Origin of the sequence: Anaeromyxobacter sp. SG64 (assembly GCF_022690745.1) — a bacterium.
In the GTDB taxonomy this organism is placed as follows: domain Bacteria; phylum Myxococcota; class Myxococcia; order Myxococcales; family Anaeromyxobacteraceae; genus Anaeromyxobacter; species Anaeromyxobacter soli.
In genome coordinates, this window is record NZ_JALCZB010000097.1 from 1 (window position 1) to 16,729 (window position 16,729).

15 protein-coding genes are annotated in these 16,729 nt (G+C 74.2%); 3 read left to right on the forward strand and 12 right to left on the reverse strand.

What is annotated here, in order from left to right:
• Positions 1-49 precede the first annotated feature (49 nt).
• From trpB to MNZ29_RS20270, 12 genes are all read right to left on the reverse strand, one after another.
• Positions 50-1,321: a tryptophan synthase subunit beta gene (gene trpB / locus MNZ29_RS20215; RefSeq protein WP_242340650.1), complete on the reverse strand. Its 1,272-nt coding sequence runs from the start codon at positions 1,319-1,321 to the stop codon at positions 50-52.
• Positions 1,318-1,938 (reverse strand): phosphoribosylanthranilate isomerase, encoded by a 621-nt coding sequence (locus MNZ29_RS20220; protein WP_242356497.1) that lies wholly within the window; start codon positions 1,936-1,938, stop codon positions 1,318-1,320. The genes trpB and MNZ29_RS20220 overlap by 4 nt, the downstream gene beginning before the upstream one ends.
• Positions 1,939-1,956: 18 nt before the next feature.
• Positions 1,957-2,736, reverse strand: a complete 780-nt coding sequence (trpC, locus tag MNZ29_RS20225) for an indole-3-glycerol phosphate synthase TrpC (RefSeq protein WP_242340648.1) — start codon at positions 2,734-2,736, stop codon at positions 1,957-1,959.
• Complete coding sequence (gene trpD / locus MNZ29_RS20230) at positions 2,733-3,746, reverse strand: anthranilate phosphoribosyltransferase (protein WP_242340647.1); 1,014 nt, start codon at positions 3,744-3,746, stop codon at positions 2,733-2,735. The genes trpC and trpD overlap by 4 nt, the downstream gene beginning before the upstream one ends.
• Positions 3,743-4,318, reverse strand: coding sequence for an aminodeoxychorismate/anthranilate synthase component II (locus MNZ29_RS20235; RefSeq protein WP_242340651.1), 576 nt, complete (start codon positions 4,316-4,318; stop codon positions 3,743-3,745). The genes trpD and MNZ29_RS20235 overlap by 4 nt, the downstream gene beginning before the upstream one ends.
• Positions 4,319-4,464: 146 nt before the next feature.
• Positions 4,465-5,934 (reverse strand): anthranilate synthase component I, encoded by a 1,470-nt coding sequence (gene trpE / locus MNZ29_RS20240; protein ID WP_242340646.1) that lies wholly within the window; start codon positions 5,932-5,934, stop codon positions 4,465-4,467.
• Between the two features lie 87 nt (positions 5,935-6,021).
• The gene (gene panD / locus MNZ29_RS20245) at positions 6,022-6,417 is read right to left on the reverse strand and encodes an aspartate 1-decarboxylase (RefSeq protein ID WP_242340645.1); all 396 of its coding nucleotides are present in this window, start codon (positions 6,415-6,417) and stop codon (positions 6,022-6,024) included.
• 136 nt (positions 6,418-6,553) lie between these two features.
• Positions 6,554-7,324, reverse strand: a complete 771-nt coding sequence (locus tag MNZ29_RS20250) for a glycosyltransferase family 25 protein (protein ID WP_242356499.1) — start codon at positions 7,322-7,324, stop codon at positions 6,554-6,556.
• A gap of 106 nt (positions 7,325-7,430) precedes the next feature.
• A complete protein-coding gene (locus tag MNZ29_RS20255; RefSeq protein ID WP_242340643.1) occupies positions 7,431-8,411 on the reverse strand; it encodes a glycosyltransferase family 2 protein in 981 nt (326 codons plus the stop codon).
• Positions 8,412-8,428: 17 nt separating this feature from the next.
• Positions 8,429-10,423: a thioredoxin domain-containing protein gene (locus tag MNZ29_RS20260; RefSeq protein WP_242340642.1), complete on the reverse strand. Its 1,995-nt coding sequence runs from the start codon at positions 10,421-10,423 to the stop codon at positions 8,429-8,431.
• A 157-nt stretch (positions 10,424-10,580) separates the two neighbouring features.
• Positions 10,581-11,639 (reverse strand): hypothetical protein, encoded by a 1,059-nt coding sequence (locus MNZ29_RS20265; protein ID WP_242340641.1) that lies wholly within the window; start codon positions 11,637-11,639, stop codon positions 10,581-10,583.
• A 21-nt stretch (positions 11,640-11,660) separates the two neighbouring features.
• Positions 11,661-12,170 carry a hypothetical protein gene (locus tag MNZ29_RS20270; protein ID WP_242340640.1) on the reverse strand — a complete coding sequence of 170 codons (510 nt, stop codon included), beginning with the start codon at positions 12,168-12,170 and terminating at the stop codon, positions 11,661-11,663.
• 121 nt (positions 12,171-12,291) lie between these two features.
• Between MNZ29_RS20270 and MNZ29_RS20275 the strand changes: the two genes are divergently transcribed.
• From MNZ29_RS20275 to ppdK, 3 genes are all read left to right on the forward strand, one after another.
• Positions 12,292-12,543, forward strand: coding sequence for a sulfurtransferase TusA family protein (locus tag MNZ29_RS20275; protein WP_242340639.1), 252 nt, complete (start codon positions 12,292-12,294; stop codon positions 12,541-12,543).
• Positions 12,544-12,552: 9 nt separating this feature from the next.
• Positions 12,553-13,608, forward strand: a complete 1,056-nt coding sequence (locus MNZ29_RS20280; RefSeq protein WP_242340638.1) for an asparagine synthase-related protein — start codon at positions 12,553-12,555, stop codon at positions 13,606-13,608.
• 299 nt (positions 13,609-13,907) lie between these two features.
• Positions 13,908-16,729: pyruvate, phosphate dikinase (gene ppdK, locus MNZ29_RS20285; RefSeq protein WP_242356501.1), on the forward strand; the 2,822-nt coding region annotated here is incomplete at its 3' end.

The following is a 16,729-nucleotide window of genomic DNA, read 5'->3' on the forward strand; positions in this document are numbered from 1 at the left end:
CCCGGCACCTCGCGCGCGCCGCCCGCGCGCGCCCTCGACCTCGCGGTGCTCATCGCGTGCCTCCCTTCCGGCGCGGCGCCGGCCGGCCGCGGCTCCTCCGCGCCGCCTTCCGGGGCGGGGAGGCCTGCGCGGCGAGCGCGCGGCGCACCTGCTCGACGTCCTTGTCGCCGCGGCCCGAGACGTTCACCACGACGAGCCCGTCGGGCCCGAGCGCGCGCGCGACCTCGCGCGCCGCCGCGACCGCGTGCGCGGTCTCGAGCGCCGGGATGATCCCCTCCATGCGCGCGAGGTACTGGAGCGACTCGAGCGCCTCCACGTCGGTGGCCTGCATGAGCGTGAGCCGGCCGGTGTCCTTGAGGTGGGCGAGCTCGGGGCCGACGCCCGGGTAGTCGAGCCCGGCGCTGATCGAGTGCGCCTCGCGGATCTGCCCGTTCTCGTCCTGGAGCACGTAGCTGCGCGAGCCGTGCAGGACGCCCGGCGTCCCCTTCGCGAGCGAGGCCCCGTGACGGCCGCTCGCGAGCCCGTGGCCGGCGGCCTCGACGGCGACGAGCTTCACGGCAGGGTCCTCGAGGAACGCGGAGAAGATGCCCATCGCGTTCGAGCCCCCGCCCACGCAGGCGACGACCGCGTCGGGCAGCCGGCCGGTGAGCGCGAGGCACTGCGCCCGCGCCTCCGCGCCGATGACGGACTGGAAGTCGCGCACCAGCGCGGGGTACGGGTGGGGGCCCGCGACCGAGCCGATGATGTAGTGGGTGTCGCGCACGTTCGTCACCCAGTCGCGCAGCGCCTCGTTCATCGCGTCCTTGAGCGTGCGCGAGCCGGACTCCACCGGGACGACGCGCGCGCCGAGGAGCTGCATGCGGAAGACGTTCAGCGCCTGCCGCTCGACGTCGAGCGCGCCCATGAACACGTCGCAGGGCAGCCCGAAGAGCGCCGCCGCGGTGGCCGTCGCGACGCCGTGCTGGCCGGCGCCGGTCTCCGCGATGATGCGGGTCTTCCCCATCCGCCGCGCGAGCAGCACCTGACCGAGCGTGTTGTTCACCTTGTGCGCGCCGGTGTGGCAGAGGTCCTCGCGCTTCAGGAGCACCCGGCAGCCGCCGGCGTCGGCGCTCATGCGCCGGGCGTCGCCGAGCGGCGTCTCGCGCCCTGCGAAGCGGGTGAGCAGGTCGGAGAGCTCGGCGCGGAAGGCCGGATCCTCCCGCGCGGCGCGCCAGGCCGCCTCGAGCTCCTCGAGCGCTGGGACGAGCGTCTCGGGGACGTAGCGCCCGCCGTACGCGCCGAACCGGCCGCGCGGGCCGGGGAGGGGAACCGGAACCGTCATCGTGCTGCCTCCTTCGCCGCCTGGATGAACCGCCGCAGCTTGTCCTCGTCCTTCACGCCGGGCGCGCTCTCCACGCCGCTCGCGACGTCGACGCCGTAGGGCCGCACCCGCCGCACCGCCTCGCCCACGTTCTCGGGGGTGAGGCCCCCGGCGAGGAACACCCGCGCCGCGCGAGCCGCCTCGAAGGCGAGCGACCAGTCGAAGGTCCTGCCGCTGCCGCCGAACCCGGGCCCCGGCGCGTCCAGCAGGAACGCCGGGACCTCGTAGGCGGCGAGGGCGGCGAGCGACGAGGGCCCCTCGACGCGGATCGCCTTCACCGCCGGGACCGGGAGCGACGCGCACAGCGCCGGGGGCTCGTCCCCGTGGAGCTGGGCGACCGTCACGCCCGACGCCGAGAGGGCCGCGAGGATCTCCTCCCGCGACGCGTCCACGAAGACGCCGAACGTCTCGACCCCGGGCGGGAGGCGCCGGACGATCTCGCCCGCCGCCGCGGGCGGGATGAACCGCTTCGAGCCCGGCCAGAAGTTGAACCCCAGCGCGTCCGCGCCGAGGCGCACCGCGAGGAGCGCGTCCTCGAGGCGCGTGATGCCGCAGATCTTGACCTTCACGGAGGGCACCGGGGCAAAGTCCTGGGGTTACTGCGTCATCTCGCGGAGGAGGGCGCCGGGATCGCTCGCGCGCACGAGGGCCTCGCCCACGAGCAGGTTCGCCGCGCCCGCCCGGCGGAGCCGGCGCGCGTCCTCGGGCGTGCGGACGCCGCTCTCCGCGACCCCCCGCACGCCCGCGGGCAGCGCGGGCAGGATCCGCTCGGAGGTGGCGAGGTCGACGGCGAAGGTGCGGAGGTCGCGGTTGTTCACGCCGACGATGCGCGCGCCCGCCGCGAGCGCGCGCTCCGCCTCGCCGGGGTCGTGCACCTCGACGAGGGCCGCGAGCCCGAGGCCGCCGCAGGCGTCGAGGAGCTCGCGCAGGGCCCCGTCCTCGAGGGCCGCCACGATGAGGAGCGCCGCGTCCGCGCCGGCGGCCCGCGCCTCGAGGAGCTGGTAGCGGTCGACCACGAAGTCCTTCCGGAGGAGCGGCACGTCCACGGCCGCGCGCACCGCGGACAGATCGGCGAGCGAGCCGCCGAAGCCGGGCCCGTCGGTGAGGACGGAGATCGCCGCCGCCCCCGCCGCGGCGTAGCGCTGGGCCTGCCCGGGCGCGTCGAGCCCCGCCGCGATGGGACCCGCCGACGGGCTCGCTCGCTTCACCTCGGCGATGACCCGCGCCGGGCCGCCCCGCAGCGAGAGCGCCGCCTCGAACGGGCGCGGCGGCGCCGCGTCGCGGGCCCGCGCCGCGAGCTCGCGCTCCGGCTCGGCCGCGCGCCGGGCCTCCACCTCGTCCCGCTTGCGCGCGAGGATCCCGGCGAGGAACGTCACGCCGCGCCTCGCGTCGCCCGCACCAGCCGCGCGAGCATCTCCGAGGCGTCGCCGCGGTCGACCACCTCCGCGCCGAGCCGGACGGCCGCGCGGAGGTCCGGGGCCGCGCCGGCCGCGACGAGCGCCGCCGCCGCGTTCGCGAGCGCCGCGTCGCGCGGGCCGCCCTTCTGCCCGCCGAGGACGTCGGCGAGGATCCGGGCGTTCCGCTCCGCGTCGCCGCCCAGGAGCTCGGCCTCCTCGTGGCGCGCGAGGCCGAGGTCCTCGGGGAGCACCGAGTAGCGCTCCACGGCGCCGTCCCGCACCTCGCACACGTGCGTCATCCCGGTGACGGCGATCTCGTCGAGCCCCTCGCCGTGCACGACGAACGCGTGCGCCGCGCCGAGCGCGGCGAGGACGCCGCCGATGACCGGCACCCAGCGGGGCTCGTAGACGCCCATGACCTGGTGCCGCGCGCCGGCCGGGTTCGCGAGCGGCCCGAGCAGGTTGAAGATCGTCCGGACGCCGAGCTCGCGCCGGATGCCGGCCACGGCCTTGAAGGCGGGGTGGAGCCGCGGCGCGAAGAGGAAGCCGATCCCGACCTCCTCGATGGCGCGCTCGACCACCTCCTTCGGCGCGTCCACGTCGACGCCCAGCGCGGCGAGCACGTCGGCGGACCCCGAGCGCGAGGAGACGGCGCGGTTGCCGTGCTTCGCGACCGTGACGCCCGCGCCGGCCACCACGAACGCGGCGGTGGTGGAGATGTTGAAGGTGTGCCGCCCGTCGCCGCCCGTGCCGCAGGTGTCCACGAACACGTCGCGGTCGACGCGCACGCGATCGACCCGCGCGCGCATCACCTCGGCCGCGCCGGCGATCTCGTCCACCGTCTCGCCCTTCAGCCGCAGCGCCGCGAGGAAGGCCCCCACCTGCGCGGGCGTCGCGCCGCCGTCGGCGATCTCCACCATCACCGCGCTCATCTCCGCGCGCGCGAGGTCGTGGTGCTCGAGGAGCCGCGCCACCGCCTGCTGGATCATCGGACCCTCCCGCCGCCGAGCCGGCGGAGCCAGTTGCCGAGGAGCCGCTTCCCCTCGAGCGTCAGTATTGACTCAGGGTGGAACTGCACGCCCTCCACGTCGAGCGAGCGGTGGCGGAGCCCCATGATCTCGTCCTCGTCGGTCCAGGCGGTCACCTCGAGGGCGGCCGGCAAGGTCGCGCGCTCGACGACGAGCGAGTGGTAGCGCCCCGCCTCGAACGGCGACGGCAGGCCGGCGAACACCCCCGCGCTCGCGTGCCGCACCGGGCTCGACTTGCCGTGGACGATGCGCGCGTTGCGGACCACCCTGCCCCCGAACGCCTGCCCGATGGCCTGGTGCCCGAGGCAGACACCCAGGATCGGCAGCTCGCCCGCGAGCGCCCGGATCGCCTCGAGCGTCACGCCGGCGTCGTCGGGCGTACAGGGCCCCGGCGAGAGGACGAGCCCGTCGGGCCGGCGGGCCCGGATCCCCGCGACGTCGACGGCGTCGTTGCGGAAGACCTCGACCTCCGCGCCGAGCTCGCCGAGGTACTGGACGAGGTTGAAGGTGAAGCTGTCGTAGTTGTCCACCATCAGCACGCGCGCCGCCTCGGCGCGCCGCGCCGCGCCGCGGTGGGCGGCTTCCGTCGCGTGAGCGCCTCGGCGCGCGTCGCCTCTGCTCGCCGCGACGGCCGGGTGCGCCTCACGCGCCGGCTCCTCACGCCTCCCGCTCCGGCCGCTCATCGCTTGCCCTTTCGCGGCCTGCGCCGGCTCGGCCTCGGCGTGCGCGCCGCCACCGCGCGCGGGCTCGGCGGCTCCGCCACGGCGTCGAGCAGCCGCGACTCGGCCTGCGCGACGGCGGTGAAGACCGCGCGCGCCTTGTTGAGCGTCTCCTGGTACTCCGCCTCGGGCACCGAGTCGTAGACGAGCCCGCCGCCCGCCTGCACCGAGACGCGCCGCCCGCGCGCCATGAGCGTGCGGATGGCGATGCACATCTCCATGTCGCCGCCCCGGTCGAAGTAACCGACCGCGCCGGCGTACGGCCCCCGCCGCGCCGGCTCGAGCTCGTCGATGATCTCCATGGCCCGCACCTTCGGGGACCCGGACACCGTGCCGGCGGGGAACCCGGCCTGCAGCACGTCCACCGCCGAGAGGCCCTCCGCGAGCCGCCCCTTCACCTCCGAGACGAGGTGCATGACGTGGGAGTAGCGCTCCACCGTCTTGAGCGCGGTGACGCGGACGGTGCCCACCGCCGAGACGCGCCCGACGTCGTTGCGGCCGAGATCGACGAGCATCACGTGCTCGGCGTTCTCCTTGGGATCGGCCCGCAGCTCCGCCTCGAGCCGCGCGTCCTCCGCCGCGTCCGCGCCCCGCCGCCGCGTCCCGGCGATCGGGCGGAGCGTCACCTCGCCGTCCTCGAGCTTGATGAGGGTCTCCGGCGAGGAGCCCACGAGCGCGCGGTCGCCGTCCTTCAGGAAGAACAGGTACGGCGACGGGTTCACGCGCCTTAGCGCGCGGTAGATCTCGAACGGCGGGACCGACACCACCGCGTCGAAGCGCTGCGAGTACACGATCTGCTGGCAGTCGCCCGCCTTCACGTACTCCTTCGCGCGCTCGACCGCGGCGAGGTAGTCCGCCTTGGCGAGGCGGGGCACGAGCGCGGAGGGGCGCGCCGCCCGCCGCGCCCGGCGATCGACGAGCGGGGCGGCGAGGAGCCCGAGCCGCTTGCGGATGCGCCGGAGCGCGTCCGCGTACAGCGCGCGAGGGTCGTCGCCCGCGTCGCAGCGGACCTCGCAGAGGACGTGCATCGAGTGGCGGCGGTTGTCGAACGCCACCACCTCGTCGAAGTCCATGAGCAGGAGGTCGGGGAACCCGAGCTCGTCCGGGTTCGCGATCGGCACCCGCGGCTCGAACAGCTTCACGGCGTCGTACGAGACGTGGCCGACGAGCCCGCCCGAGAAGGGCGGCGTGCCGGGGACCCGCACGGCGGAGTGGGTCGCGAGGGCGGCGCGCACCGCGTCGATGGGATCGCCGCGATCGCCGAGCTTGTAGCGCAGCGCGCTCTTCGGTCCCGCGCCGAGGAAGCTGAACCGCGCGCTCCGCTCGCCGCCCTCGACCGACTCGAGCAGGAACGCCTGGCGCTCGCCGCGCGAGAGCTTCAGGAACGCGGAGACCGGCGTCTCGGTGTCGGCGTCGACCTCGACGCGCACCGGCACCGCACGGCCCGGCCTGCACAGGGTGAGGAAGGTCTCGAGATCGGGGGTGGGCCGGAGATCACCGGCGCCAAAGAAACACCGTCATGCCGACACCCGACGTGCCGGTCCCGCCACCTCGACCACGTCGCTCTCCACGATCTTGTTCTTCCTGTCGACGAGGACGACCGTCGGCTTGAAGCCGCGCGCCTCCGCCTCTTCGAGCTCGGCGAACGTCGCGAGGATCACGAGATCGCCCGGCTTGTTGAGGTGCGCTGCGGCGCCGTTGATGCAGATGATGCCGGAGCCCCGCTCGCCCTTGATCGCGTAGGTCTGCAGCCGCGTGCCGCGCGTGATGTTCCACACGTGCACGGCCTCGTACTCGAGGATCCCAGCGGCCTCGAGGAGGTCCTCGTCGATCGAGACGGAGCCCTCGTAGTCGAGGTCGGCGTGGGTGACCGTGGCGCGGTGAATCTTGGACTTGAAGAAGGTCCGGCGCATGGCGAGTGGGGATCCTTATCCGAACCGGACCGCCCCGCGCAAGGGTCCCGGCGCGGAGGGCGGGCGCCGGGCCGGCTCTCCGCCGATCGGGTGCGTCGGGTCGGCGGCCGCTCGCTCGCCCGCGCGCGCCCGCGCCTCAGTGCGCCTGGCGGTACGAGACCGGCTCGGTCTGCGCGATCTCGGCGCTCCGCTCGCAGAACAGCTTCGGCTGCGCCACGAAGGCGTTCACCGCGCCGGAGAGGACGAGGTGGATGAACAGCTGATCCGCGCTGTAGGCGACCGGCGTCTGCGCCGCGAGCAGCTTCCTGGCGGCGCCCAGCGTGAACGCGTAGGCGAAGGCGCCGTGGTGGAGCCCCGCGCGGCGCAGGTGGAGCGAGTATGACGATGGGTGCATGCGCAGCACCTGCTCCGGCGTCCACTTGAGGAGCTGGAGCGCGGAGAGCCCCACGTAGGCCGCGCGCTTCAGCCGCATGCGGCGCGTCACCACCTCGAAGTTCGACCAGCCGGCGTAGAGCAGCTCCCAGTCGTCGGGCAGCTCCGCCAGCGCCGCGGCGGCGCAGCCCAGGTCGCCGCTCGGTCCGGCGTCGTCCTCCAGCACGAGCACGCGCGACCACCCGTTGCGCACGGTCTGCTCGTAGAGCTGGCGATGAGAGAGCGCACAGCCGATCTCCCCGGGGGTCAGCGGCCTCCCGAGACGGCTCACGCGTCGGGCCCGGGCGGGATCGTAGGTGCCGGCGCGCTCGAGGGCGCGAACGTCGAGCGTCGCCGCGTCCACACCCATGTGGAACCGGTAGTCGAGCCTCGCGAGGTGCTGCTCGGCGTGACGCTGGCGCTCTCGCGCCCGGTGGAGCGTCAAGACGAAGATCCGATCGAACGAGCGGTTCAGGACCTCGAACGAGCTTTCCACGGCCACGAATTGTCGCACGCGCGAGCGCGAGGCGCCAATCGGGGTGGGTCCGCGGCGAGGTGGGTGCGGCACTCCGGAGAGCGCACCCGGGCTCGCCGCCTCGCGGTCAGGCGCGGCCGCGCATGCGCCGCCAGGCGGTCGAGAGATCCACGCCGGCGACGGCCGACGCGAGGGCCGTCATCGCCTTCGCGCGCAGCGCCATCCCGGGCCCGTCGCGTACGACGGCGAGGCTGAGCCTTCGCGCGCGGGAGAACCGCCCGCCGCGCAGCGCCGCGCGCGCAGCGGCCATCCGCCAGCGACCCTGGTTCGCCCGGGCGAGCGCGCCGCTCCAGCCGACGCCGGCGCGCTCCTCGGGCTCGAGCGCGGCCACCACGTCGCGCACGACGCGCCGGTGCTCGCGGAGGAGCGTGTCGCCGCGCATGCTCGTGGCCTGCGCCCCGTGGCGGCGCCAGCAGCCGAGCACGTGATGGTGGTGCAGGGCGACGCCCTGGCTGCGCGCGAGGAGCAGCATGCAGGTGGGGAGGTCGACGTAGTTCGCCGACCCGTCCTGCCGGAACCCGCCGATGCGATCGAGCGCCGCGCGCCGCATCATCACCGTGACCGACGGGTACAGCACGTAGGCCCTGACGAGCTCCCGGAAGAGCGTCGCCGTGGGGACGCGGTCCGTCCCGCCGTCGAGCGCGACGCCGCGGCAGACCCGCAGCGTGCGGCCCTCCTCGTCCACCTCGAGCCCCGCCCCCCAGGAGAGCTGCACGGCGGGATCGTCGAAGCCGCGCACCTGCACCTCGAGCTTGTCGGGCGGCCAGAAGTCGTCGCCCTCGAGGATCGCCACGAGCTCGCCGTGGCTCTCGGCGAGCGCCGCGTTGTAGCTCTCCGCGAGGGCGCGGAGCCCGCGGTGCGGCAGCCGGAGGCACCGCACGCGCGGATCCCGGTAGGACTCGACGACGTCCGCCGTGCCGTCCGTCGAGCCGTCGTCCACGACGACGAGCTCGAAGTCGCGGAACGTCTGCGCGAGCGCGCTGTCCACGCACTGCCGGACGAAGCGCGCCGCGTTGTACGTCGGCGCGACGATCGTGACGCGCGGCACGGGCCGTTCGGGAACGGTCAGCGCTTCGCCAGCTGCCGGTCGATGACGGCCTTGAGCTGCTCGAACGGCACGGCGCCGACGACCCGCTCGCCGTTCACGAACATCGTCGGGGTGCCCTGGGCGCCCACCGACGCCGCGAGCTGCTGGTCCTGCTGGATGCGCGCGCGCGCCTTCCCGCTCTGGACCGAGGCCTGGAACTTCTTCGAGTCGAGGCCGATCTCGCGCGCGATCCGCGTGAAGGCGTCGGGCGAGAGCTCGCGCTGCGAGGCGAAGAGCTTGTCGTGCATCTGCCAGAACTTGCCCTGCTCGCGGGCCGCCTCGGCGGCCTCCGCCGCGGGGAGGGCCTGCTGGTGGAAGGGCAGCGGCTGGTGCTTCCAGACCACCTTCACCTTGTCGCCGTAGGTGCGCTGCACCTCGTCGAGCGTCGGGCCGACGCGGGCGCAGAACGGGCACTGGAAGTCGGAGAAGAGCACGATCGTGACGGGCGCCTTCGGGTTCCCGCGCACCGGGTCGTCCGGGCGGACGTCGACCTTCTGCACGGGGCCGGGCGCGGGCGCCTGCGCCGCGGCGGGCACCGGCGCGGCGGGCGCGGAGGCGACGTTCGCGTCGCAGGCGCGATCGTAGAAGCGCGCGTCGGGCTTCGCGCCCTTGAGCAGCGCGTCCGCCTTCTTGAGCTCCTCGTCGGCGACCGCGCGCATGCGCTCGAGCGGCTGCGCCCCGACGACCTGGCGGCAGTTGAAGAACAGGGTGGGCGTGCCGTTCGCGCCGACGGAGCTGCCGAGGCGCATGTCCTCCTGGATCCGCGACTCGTACTTCTTCGACTGGACCGCCTGCTCGAACTTGCGCGTGTCGAGCCCGATCGCCTTCGCGTGGCCCGCGACGGTGGCGGCGTCGAGCGCGCGCTGGTTCTCGAAGAGCTTGTCGTGGAGCTGCCAGAACTTGCCCTGCTCGCGCGCCGCCTCCGCCGCGAGGGCGGCCGGCATCGCGTCGGAGTGCATGGGGAGCGGCTGGTGCTTCCAGACGATCCGCAGCTGGCCCGGGTACGCCTCCTCGAGCTGCTTCAGGGTGGGCTCCACGCGGCCGCAGAACGGGCACTGGAAGTCGGAGAAGAGGACCACCGTGAGCTTCGCGTCGGCGGGGCCGCGCGCCGGGTCGTCGGGCCGCAGCGGCACCTTGCGGTAGAGCGCCGCGGGCGCCGGCGCGGCGGGGGACGGCGCGACGGGCGCGGCGCCCGCGGGCTGGCCGGGGTCGGCCGGGAGGAACACCGGCCGCGGCGACGCGCCCTCCATGATCTTGGCGTAGACCTGCGACGCGGGCGTGCCGCGCTGCACGAGCGCCTCGGCCTTCTTGAGCTCCTCGTCCACGAGGGCGCGGAAGGCCTCGAGCGGCTGGGCGCCGGCGATCTTGCGGCCGTTGACGAAGAACGAGGGCGTCGCGGGCGCGCCGACCGACTGCACGAGCTGCTGATCGCGCTGGATCCGCTCCTTGTGCTTGCCGGAGGCGATCGCCTCCTTCACCTTCGCGACGTCGAGGCCGACCTCCTGCGCGGCGCGCTCGATGCTGGCGTCGTCGAGGGCGGGGGCGAGCTCGAAGAGCTTGTCGTGCATCGCCCAGAACTTCGCGTCACCGCCCTGCGCGCGGGCCTCCTCCGTGGCGATCGCGGCGGGGAGCGCGCGCGCGTGGAAGGGCAGGGGGTTGTGGCGGAAGGAGAAGCGCAGCTTGCCGGGGTAGGCCTCCTCGAGCTGCTTCAGCGTCGGGCCGACCCGCTTGCAGAACGGGCACTCGAAGTCGGACGACTCGACGATCGTGACGAGCGCGTCCGCGGAGCCGCGGAGCGGCGTGTCGTCCACCGGCACCCGGTAGGCCGCGCGCGCGTCCTCGACGGGCCGGGCCGGCCGTTGCATCGGCGCGCCGGCGGGCGGGCGCGCGCCGCGCCCGTCGAGGGCGCCGCGAGAGAAGAAGCCCACCGAGAATCCGATGACGAGGGCGATGATCCAGCTGACGTGCCTCATGTCGAACCGTCTCCTACGCGTGCGTGGTCGAGCCGCGCATTCAATCACGAAATCCCGAGTACCGACAAACGGATGAACGCGTTCCCGGACCGCGCTCCTCCCCCGAACCGCCCGCGCCGCGGGCCATTCCCGCGGCCGCGAGGGCGCCCGCCCGTCCTCAGAAGACGAGCGTCGCGATGCCGAGCAGCTTCATCTCCGAGTCCGTCGCGCTCGTCTCGGGCGCGAGGCCGCGGCGGCGGAACTGGTCCCAGCGGACCGCGACGTTGAACACCGCCGATCCCTCGAGCACCTGATAGCCGAGGCTCGCCTCGCCGGCGAGGAGGAGATCGGCCTTGTTCCACATCTTCATGACGTCGCCCTGCAGCGAGAGCAGCACGGACGGCGGCAGGAGCACCGTCCAGCGCAGCCGCCCCGCGCTCGCCGCGACCGGGACGTCGGACTCGGTCGCCCAGGCCGCCGAGTGCGCGATGTGGGCGTCGCCGTAGTAGCGGACGAACGAGGCCTCCACCGGCGACGCGTAGTAGTAGAGGCGCATCGTGTCGCCGAGGAGCGGCAGCGAGCCCTCGAAGCACGGCAGCGTCGCGACCTGCGCGAGCACCTGCACGCCGAGCGCGGGGTAGCGCGCCACCTCGACGCGGCCGAGCACGAAGCGGAACTCGCGGCGCCCGATCATGAAGGCGCCCTCGACCTCGCCATCGGAGGGCAGGTAGACCTCGGTCTCGCCGCCCGTGAACATCCGCAGCCGCAGCCGCGCCGACTTCCCGAACCCCTCGGACCAGAGCCCGTCCGCCTGGGCGCCGAAGTAGAGGAGGACGCCCGGGTTCTCGCGGTCCTTGTCGAGCTGCATCCCGCCGAACCGGCCGGCGACGCCGCTCGCCATCGCGTAGCGCCAGTGGCCGATGGTCTCCTCGGGGTGGAGCGGCGCGGCCTGGGCGCCCGCCGGGGCGATGGGCGACTCGCCGATGGCGCCGCCCTGGATCGTGCCCGAGGGCGCGCGGGCGCCGGGCCGCCGCGCGGGGGCGGGGACCGGGCGGCCGGCGGGCGGGAGCTGCGGGTCGAGCTGCGAGAGCGGCCGCATGCCGGAGGGCGGAGGCGGGAGCGGCACGTCGCCGTCGTAGGAGGGCGGCGGCGGCGGCGGCGGGAGCACCTCGTCCTCGGCGAGGGCGAGGGCCGGCAGCCCGAGCGCGACGGCGATCGCGACGGCGAGGCTTCTCATGCGGACGTCTCCCACGGTTGGCTAGAAGCGGAACGTCGCGCCGCCGCGGATGAGCAGCGGCACGCCCGCCTCCGACGAGAGCGGCGCGCCGGTGTCGACCTCGGCGAACAGCCCGAGGACCCCCGTGAAGCGGAGCTCGGTGGCGACGCCGAGGAGGAGCCAGCGCCACTCCATCGAGCGATCGCGCGCGTTCGACATGTCGAGGGCGAGCCGGACCTGGATCGGGACCTGGGGCGAGATCCAGCGCACGCCGGGCCGGAGGGCGAAGTTCGTGTCGGGGTCGAGCCCGAGCACGAGGCCGACCTCGGGGCGGAGGTTCAGCGCCTCGAGGTCGTACCCGAGCGTCGCCTCGATCTCGGAGATCCCCGCGCCGCCCTTGTCCTCCCCCTCGGAGAGCCCGAGCTCGCCGCCGCCGCCGTAGGAGAACGTCGCGGCGAAGCCGGTGGGCGTGTAGGGCTCCTGGGCGGAGGCAGCGAACGGCGCGGCCGCGGCGAGCGCGGCGAGGACGGCGACACGAGCGGGGCGGAGCATCGCGCGGAGCCTACCGCTCGCCTGCACCCCGGGCAAGGACGCGCCGGCGCGCCGCGCGCGCCCACACCGGCGGGCCGGGGGTGGTTGCCCGCCGTCCGTCGTACGGCTAAAGGGAGTGCCCGTGACGCTCCCCGACATGCCCGCACCTGTGCGGACGCTCGACACCTCCGGACGGCTCTGCCCGTTCCCGATCGTCGAGACCGCCAAGGCGGTGCGCGTGCTCGACGAGGGCGCGGTGCTGCTCGTCATCTCGACGGACGCGGGGATCGCCACGGACATGCCGATGTGGTGCAAGGCGACGCGCAACGAGCACCTCGGCACCTTCCGGGACGGCGCGTCCTGGAAGAGCTTCGTGCGCAAGCGCGCGCGCTGAAGGAGCGGAATGCGCAAGCAGGGCAAGGCCATCGCGATGATCTCCGGCGGGCTCGACTCGACGCTCGCGCTCGCGCTCGTGCGGCGGCAGGGGATCGAGGTGAAGGCGGTGAACTTCTACACCGGCTTCTGCATCACCGAGACGCAGCGCCGCAAGGGCGGGCGCGCCGACGGGAGCGTCCCCCGCAACGAGGCGCTCCGCGCCGCCGCCGACCTCGAGGTGGACATCGAGTACGTCGACATCTCCGGCGCCGAGTACCTCGACATGCTCGTGCACCCGAAGTACGGGTACGGCGCCAACGCGAACCCCTGCGTCGACTGCCGCGTCTTCATGATGCGCAAGGCGAAGGAGATCATGGAGGCGGAGGGGGCGGACTTCGTCTTCACGGGCGAGGTCCTCGGCCAGCGGCCGAAGAGCCAGCGGCGCGACACGCTCCGCATCATCGAGCGCGACAGCGGCCTCGACGGGCGGCTCCTGCGCCCGCTCTCCGCGAAGCTCCTCCCGCCCACGCTCCCCGAGCTCGAGGGGATCGTGGACCGCGAGCTCCTCGAGGCGGTGAGCGGGCGCTCCCGGCACCGGCAGATGGAGCTCGCGAAGGAGCTCGGCGTCGTCGACTGGCCGCAGCCGGCCGGGGGGTGCTGCTACCTCACCGACGAGAGCTTCGCGAAGAAGTTCTTCGACGTGCTCGACTCCCGCGAGGCCGCGGGCGAGGAGCGGCGCATCGTGCCGGAGGACGTGGTGCTCCTCTCCACCGGCCGCCACTTCCGGCTCTCCCCGCGCGCGAAGCTCGTGGTGGGGCGGTCCGAGGTGGAGAACGCGCTGCTCGAGCACCACGTCCCGGGCCGCGCCCGGCTCGAGGCGAAGGACGTGCTCGGCCCGATCGCGCTCGTGGAGGGCGAGCCGACCTGGGAGGAGCGGATGCTCGCCGCGCGGATCGTCGCCCGGTACGGCAAGGGCAAGGACGCGTCGCGGGTGGCGGTGGAGTGGCGCGAAGGCGAGCTCGTCGAGACCTACGAGGTCGAGCCGGAGCGCGACGAGGCGCGCGTCGAGGCGCTGCGGATCTGATGAGGTGAGCGCCTCGTCCCCGCTCATGGCGGCGAGGGCGGGCGAAGCTCCCGGACCCCGTCCCGCGCGCCGGCGGGCGAGCCGCGACCTCCTGTCACGCGTCGCTCGGCCCGCGGCCGCCGGCTCGGCCGCCCCCTCTCCCTTCTGCACGCGCGCGCTCGATCCGCGCGGCGCCCGTTGGGGTGGCGGAGCGCGCGCTCCGTTCCCGGCCCGGGGCCGCTTTGCTACGTTGGCGCTGTCTGGCCGTGCGCTTCCCGGCCGCGAGCTCGGTCGATCTCCAGGTTCACTCGAGGTGATGGATGGCCCAGAAGCGCATCTACGCCTTCGGCGGCGGCAAGGCCGACGGCAACAAGGACATGAAGGACCTCCTCGGCGGCAAGGGCGCCGGCCTCGCGGAGATGTCGAACATCGGGATCCCGGTGCCCCCCGGCTTCACCATCACCACCGAGGTCTGCACCGAGTACTACCGCGCCGGCAAGCGCATCCCGAGAGGGCTCGAGGCGGAGGTCCGCGCGGCGATGAAGCGGACCGAGGCGCTCGTGGGCCGCAAGCTCGGGGACGCGAAGAACCCGCTCCTCGTCTCGGTCCGCTCCGGCGCCCGCGCCTCGATGCCGGGCATGATGGACACGGTCCTGAACCTCGGGCTCAACGACGCCACGGTGGAGGGGCTCGCGCGCCGCTCCGGGAGCCCGCGCTTCGCCTGGGACAGCTACCGGCGCTTCGTCGCGATGTTCGGCGACGTGGTGCTCGGCATGAAGCCCGAGCGCAAGGAGGACCGCGACCCCTTCGAGGAGATCCTCGAGCGGAAGAAGCGCGCGCGCGGCGTGCGCTTCGACTCGGAGCTCCCCGAGGACGCGCTCCGCGAGCTCGTCGGCGAGCTCAAGGCGGCCATCGAGGAGCACAAGGGGATCGCCTTCCCGGACGACCCCTACGACCAGCTCATGCAGGCGGTGGCGGCGGTGTTCCGCTCCTGGGACAACGACCGCGCCATCGCCTACCGGAAGCTCTACGGCTACCCCTCGGACTGGGGCACCGCCGTCAGCGTGCAGGCGATGGTGTTCGGCAACATGGGCGACGACTCCGGCACGGGCGTCGCCTTCACCCGCAACCCCGCCACGGGCGACGACCAGTTCTACGGCGAGTTCCTCGTGAACGCGCAGGGCGAGGACGTGGTCGCCGGGATCCGCACGCCGCAGAAGATCTCCGAGCTCGAGGCGCGCTGGCCCGAGATGGCGCAGCAGCTCGCCGACGTCCGGGCGAAGCTCGAGCGGCACTACCGGGAGATGCAGGACATCGAGTTCACCATCGAGCAGGGCAAGCTCTACGTCCTGCAGACGCGCACCGGCAAGCGCACCGGGCTCGCCGCGGTCCGCATCGCCGTGGACATGGCGCGCGAGCGGCTCATCTCGAAGGAGGAGGCGCTCCTCCGCGTCGAGCCCGAGGGGCTGAACCACCTGCTCCGGCCCATCTTCGACGCCGAGCGGAAGCAGGCGGCGCTGAAGGGGGGGAAGGTCCTCGCGAAGGGGTTGCCGGCGGGCCCGGGCGCGGCGAGCGGGCGGGTGGTGTTCTTCGCCGAGGACGCGGAGGCGTGGCGCGCGCGCGGCGAGAGCGTCGTCCTCGCGCGCCACGAGACCTCGCCCGAGGACATCCGCGGCATGGCCGCCGCGGAGGGCTTCCTCACCGCCTTCGGCGGCATGACCTCCCACGCGGCGCTCGTCGCGCGGCAGATGGGCAAGGTCGCGATCGTCGGCTGCGAGGCGCTCTCCTTCGACTACCACGCCCGCAAGATGCGGATCGCCACCGCCGCCGGAGAGAAGACCCTCTCCGAGGGCGACTGGATGTCCATCGACGGCTCCACCGGCGAGGTGATCGAGGGCCGGCTCGAGACGCGGCCGTCGCAGGTGCTCCAGGTGCTCGTGGAGAGGACGCTCGCGCCGGAGGAGGCGCCGGTCTACCAGGAGTTCGCCGAGGTCATGGCGTGGGCGGACGCGGCGCGGCGGCTCGACGTGCGCGCCAACGCGGACCAGCCGGACCAGGCGCGCGTCTCGGTGGCCCTCGGCGCGCAGGGCATCGGCCTCTGCCGCACGGAGCACATGTTCTTCGGCGAGGGCAAGATCGGCCCGATGCGCGAGATGATCGTCGCGGAGACGCTCGAGGAGCGGCGCGCGGCCCTGGCGAAGCTCCTGCCGGTCCAGCGCGAGGACTTCCGCGGCATCTTCGAGGCGATGGGCCCGCGCCCGGTCACGATCCGCACCATCGACCCGCCGCTCCACGAGTTCCTCCCGCAGGACGCGGCCGGCATCGAGGAGCTCGCGCGCGTCACCGGCAAGCCCATCGAGCGGGTCCGCGCGCGCATCGACGAGCTGCACGAGGCGAACCCGATGCTCGGCCACCGCGGCTGCCGCCTCGGCATCTCCTTCCCGGAGATCACCGAGATGCAGTCCCGCGCGATCTTCGAGGCGGCCTGCGACGTCGCCGAGCAGGGGGTGAAGGTCGAGCCGGAGGTGATGATCCCGCTCGTCGGCGCGAAGGGGGAGCTCGACGACCAGGCGGCGATCGTGCGCCGCGTCGCGGACGAGGTGTTCGCCGCGCGCGGCCGGCGGGTGAGGTACCACGTCGGCACCATGATCGAGGTCCCGCGCGGCGCGCTCACCGCGGGCGAGATCGCGAAGACCGCCGAGTTCTTCTCCTTCGGCACGAACGACCTCACCCAGACCACCTTCGCCCTGTCCCGCGACGACACGGGCCCGGTCATCGCCGCCTACCGCGAGAAGGAGATCTGGCCGGGCGACCCGTTCGTCTCCATCGACCGCGAGGGCGTGGGCGCCCTCATGAGGATCGGCGTCCAGGCCGGGCGCGCCACGAAGCCCGAGCTGAAGATCGGCATCTGCGGCGAGCACGGCGGCGACCCGGCCTCGGTCGGGTTCTGCCACGAGCTCGGGCTCGACTACGTCTCCTGCTCGCCGTACCGGCTCCCCATCGCCCGGCTCGCCGCGGCGCAGGCGGCGCTGCGGGAGCGGGCCGCCGCGCCGAAGGCGAGCGCGAAGCGCGCGGGGAAGCGCGCCGCGGCGACCCCGTCGAAGGCGACGCGCGCGGCGCTCGCGCGCGGGAAGGGCCGGCG

What these genes read in the sequence shown, in the direction of transcription:
- trpB (WP_242340650.1), bottom strand. Translation starts at nt 1,321, where the DNA reads ATGACGGTTCCGGTTCCCCTCCCCGGCCCGCGCGGCCGGTTCGGCGCG.
- trpD (WP_242340647.1), bottom strand. Translation starts at nt 3,746, where the DNA reads ATGATCCAGCAGGCGGTGGCGCGGCTCCTCGAGCACCACGACCTCGCG.
- MNZ29_RS20235 (WP_242340651.1), bottom strand. Translation starts at nt 4,318, where the DNA reads ATGGTGGACAACTACGACAGCTTCACCTTCAACCTCGTCCAGTACCTC.
- panD (WP_242340645.1), bottom strand. Translation starts at nt 6,417, where the DNA reads ATGCGCCGGACCTTCTTCAAGTCCAAGATTCACCGCGCCACGGTCACC.
- MNZ29_RS20260 (WP_242340642.1), bottom strand. Translation starts at nt 10,423, where the DNA reads ATGAGGCACGTCAGCTGGATCATCGCCCTCGTCATCGGATTCTCGGTG.
- MNZ29_RS20265 (WP_242340641.1), bottom strand. Translation starts at nt 11,639, where the DNA reads ATGAGAAGCCTCGCCGTCGCGATCGCCGTCGCGCTCGGGCTGCCGGCC.
- MNZ29_RS20270 (WP_242340640.1), bottom strand. Translation starts at nt 12,170, where the DNA reads ATGCTCCGCCCCGCTCGTGTCGCCGTCCTCGCCGCGCTCGCCGCGGCC.
- MNZ29_RS20280 (WP_242340638.1), top strand. Translation starts at nt 12,553, where the DNA reads ATGCGCAAGCAGGGCAAGGCCATCGCGATGATCTCCGGCGGGCTCGAC.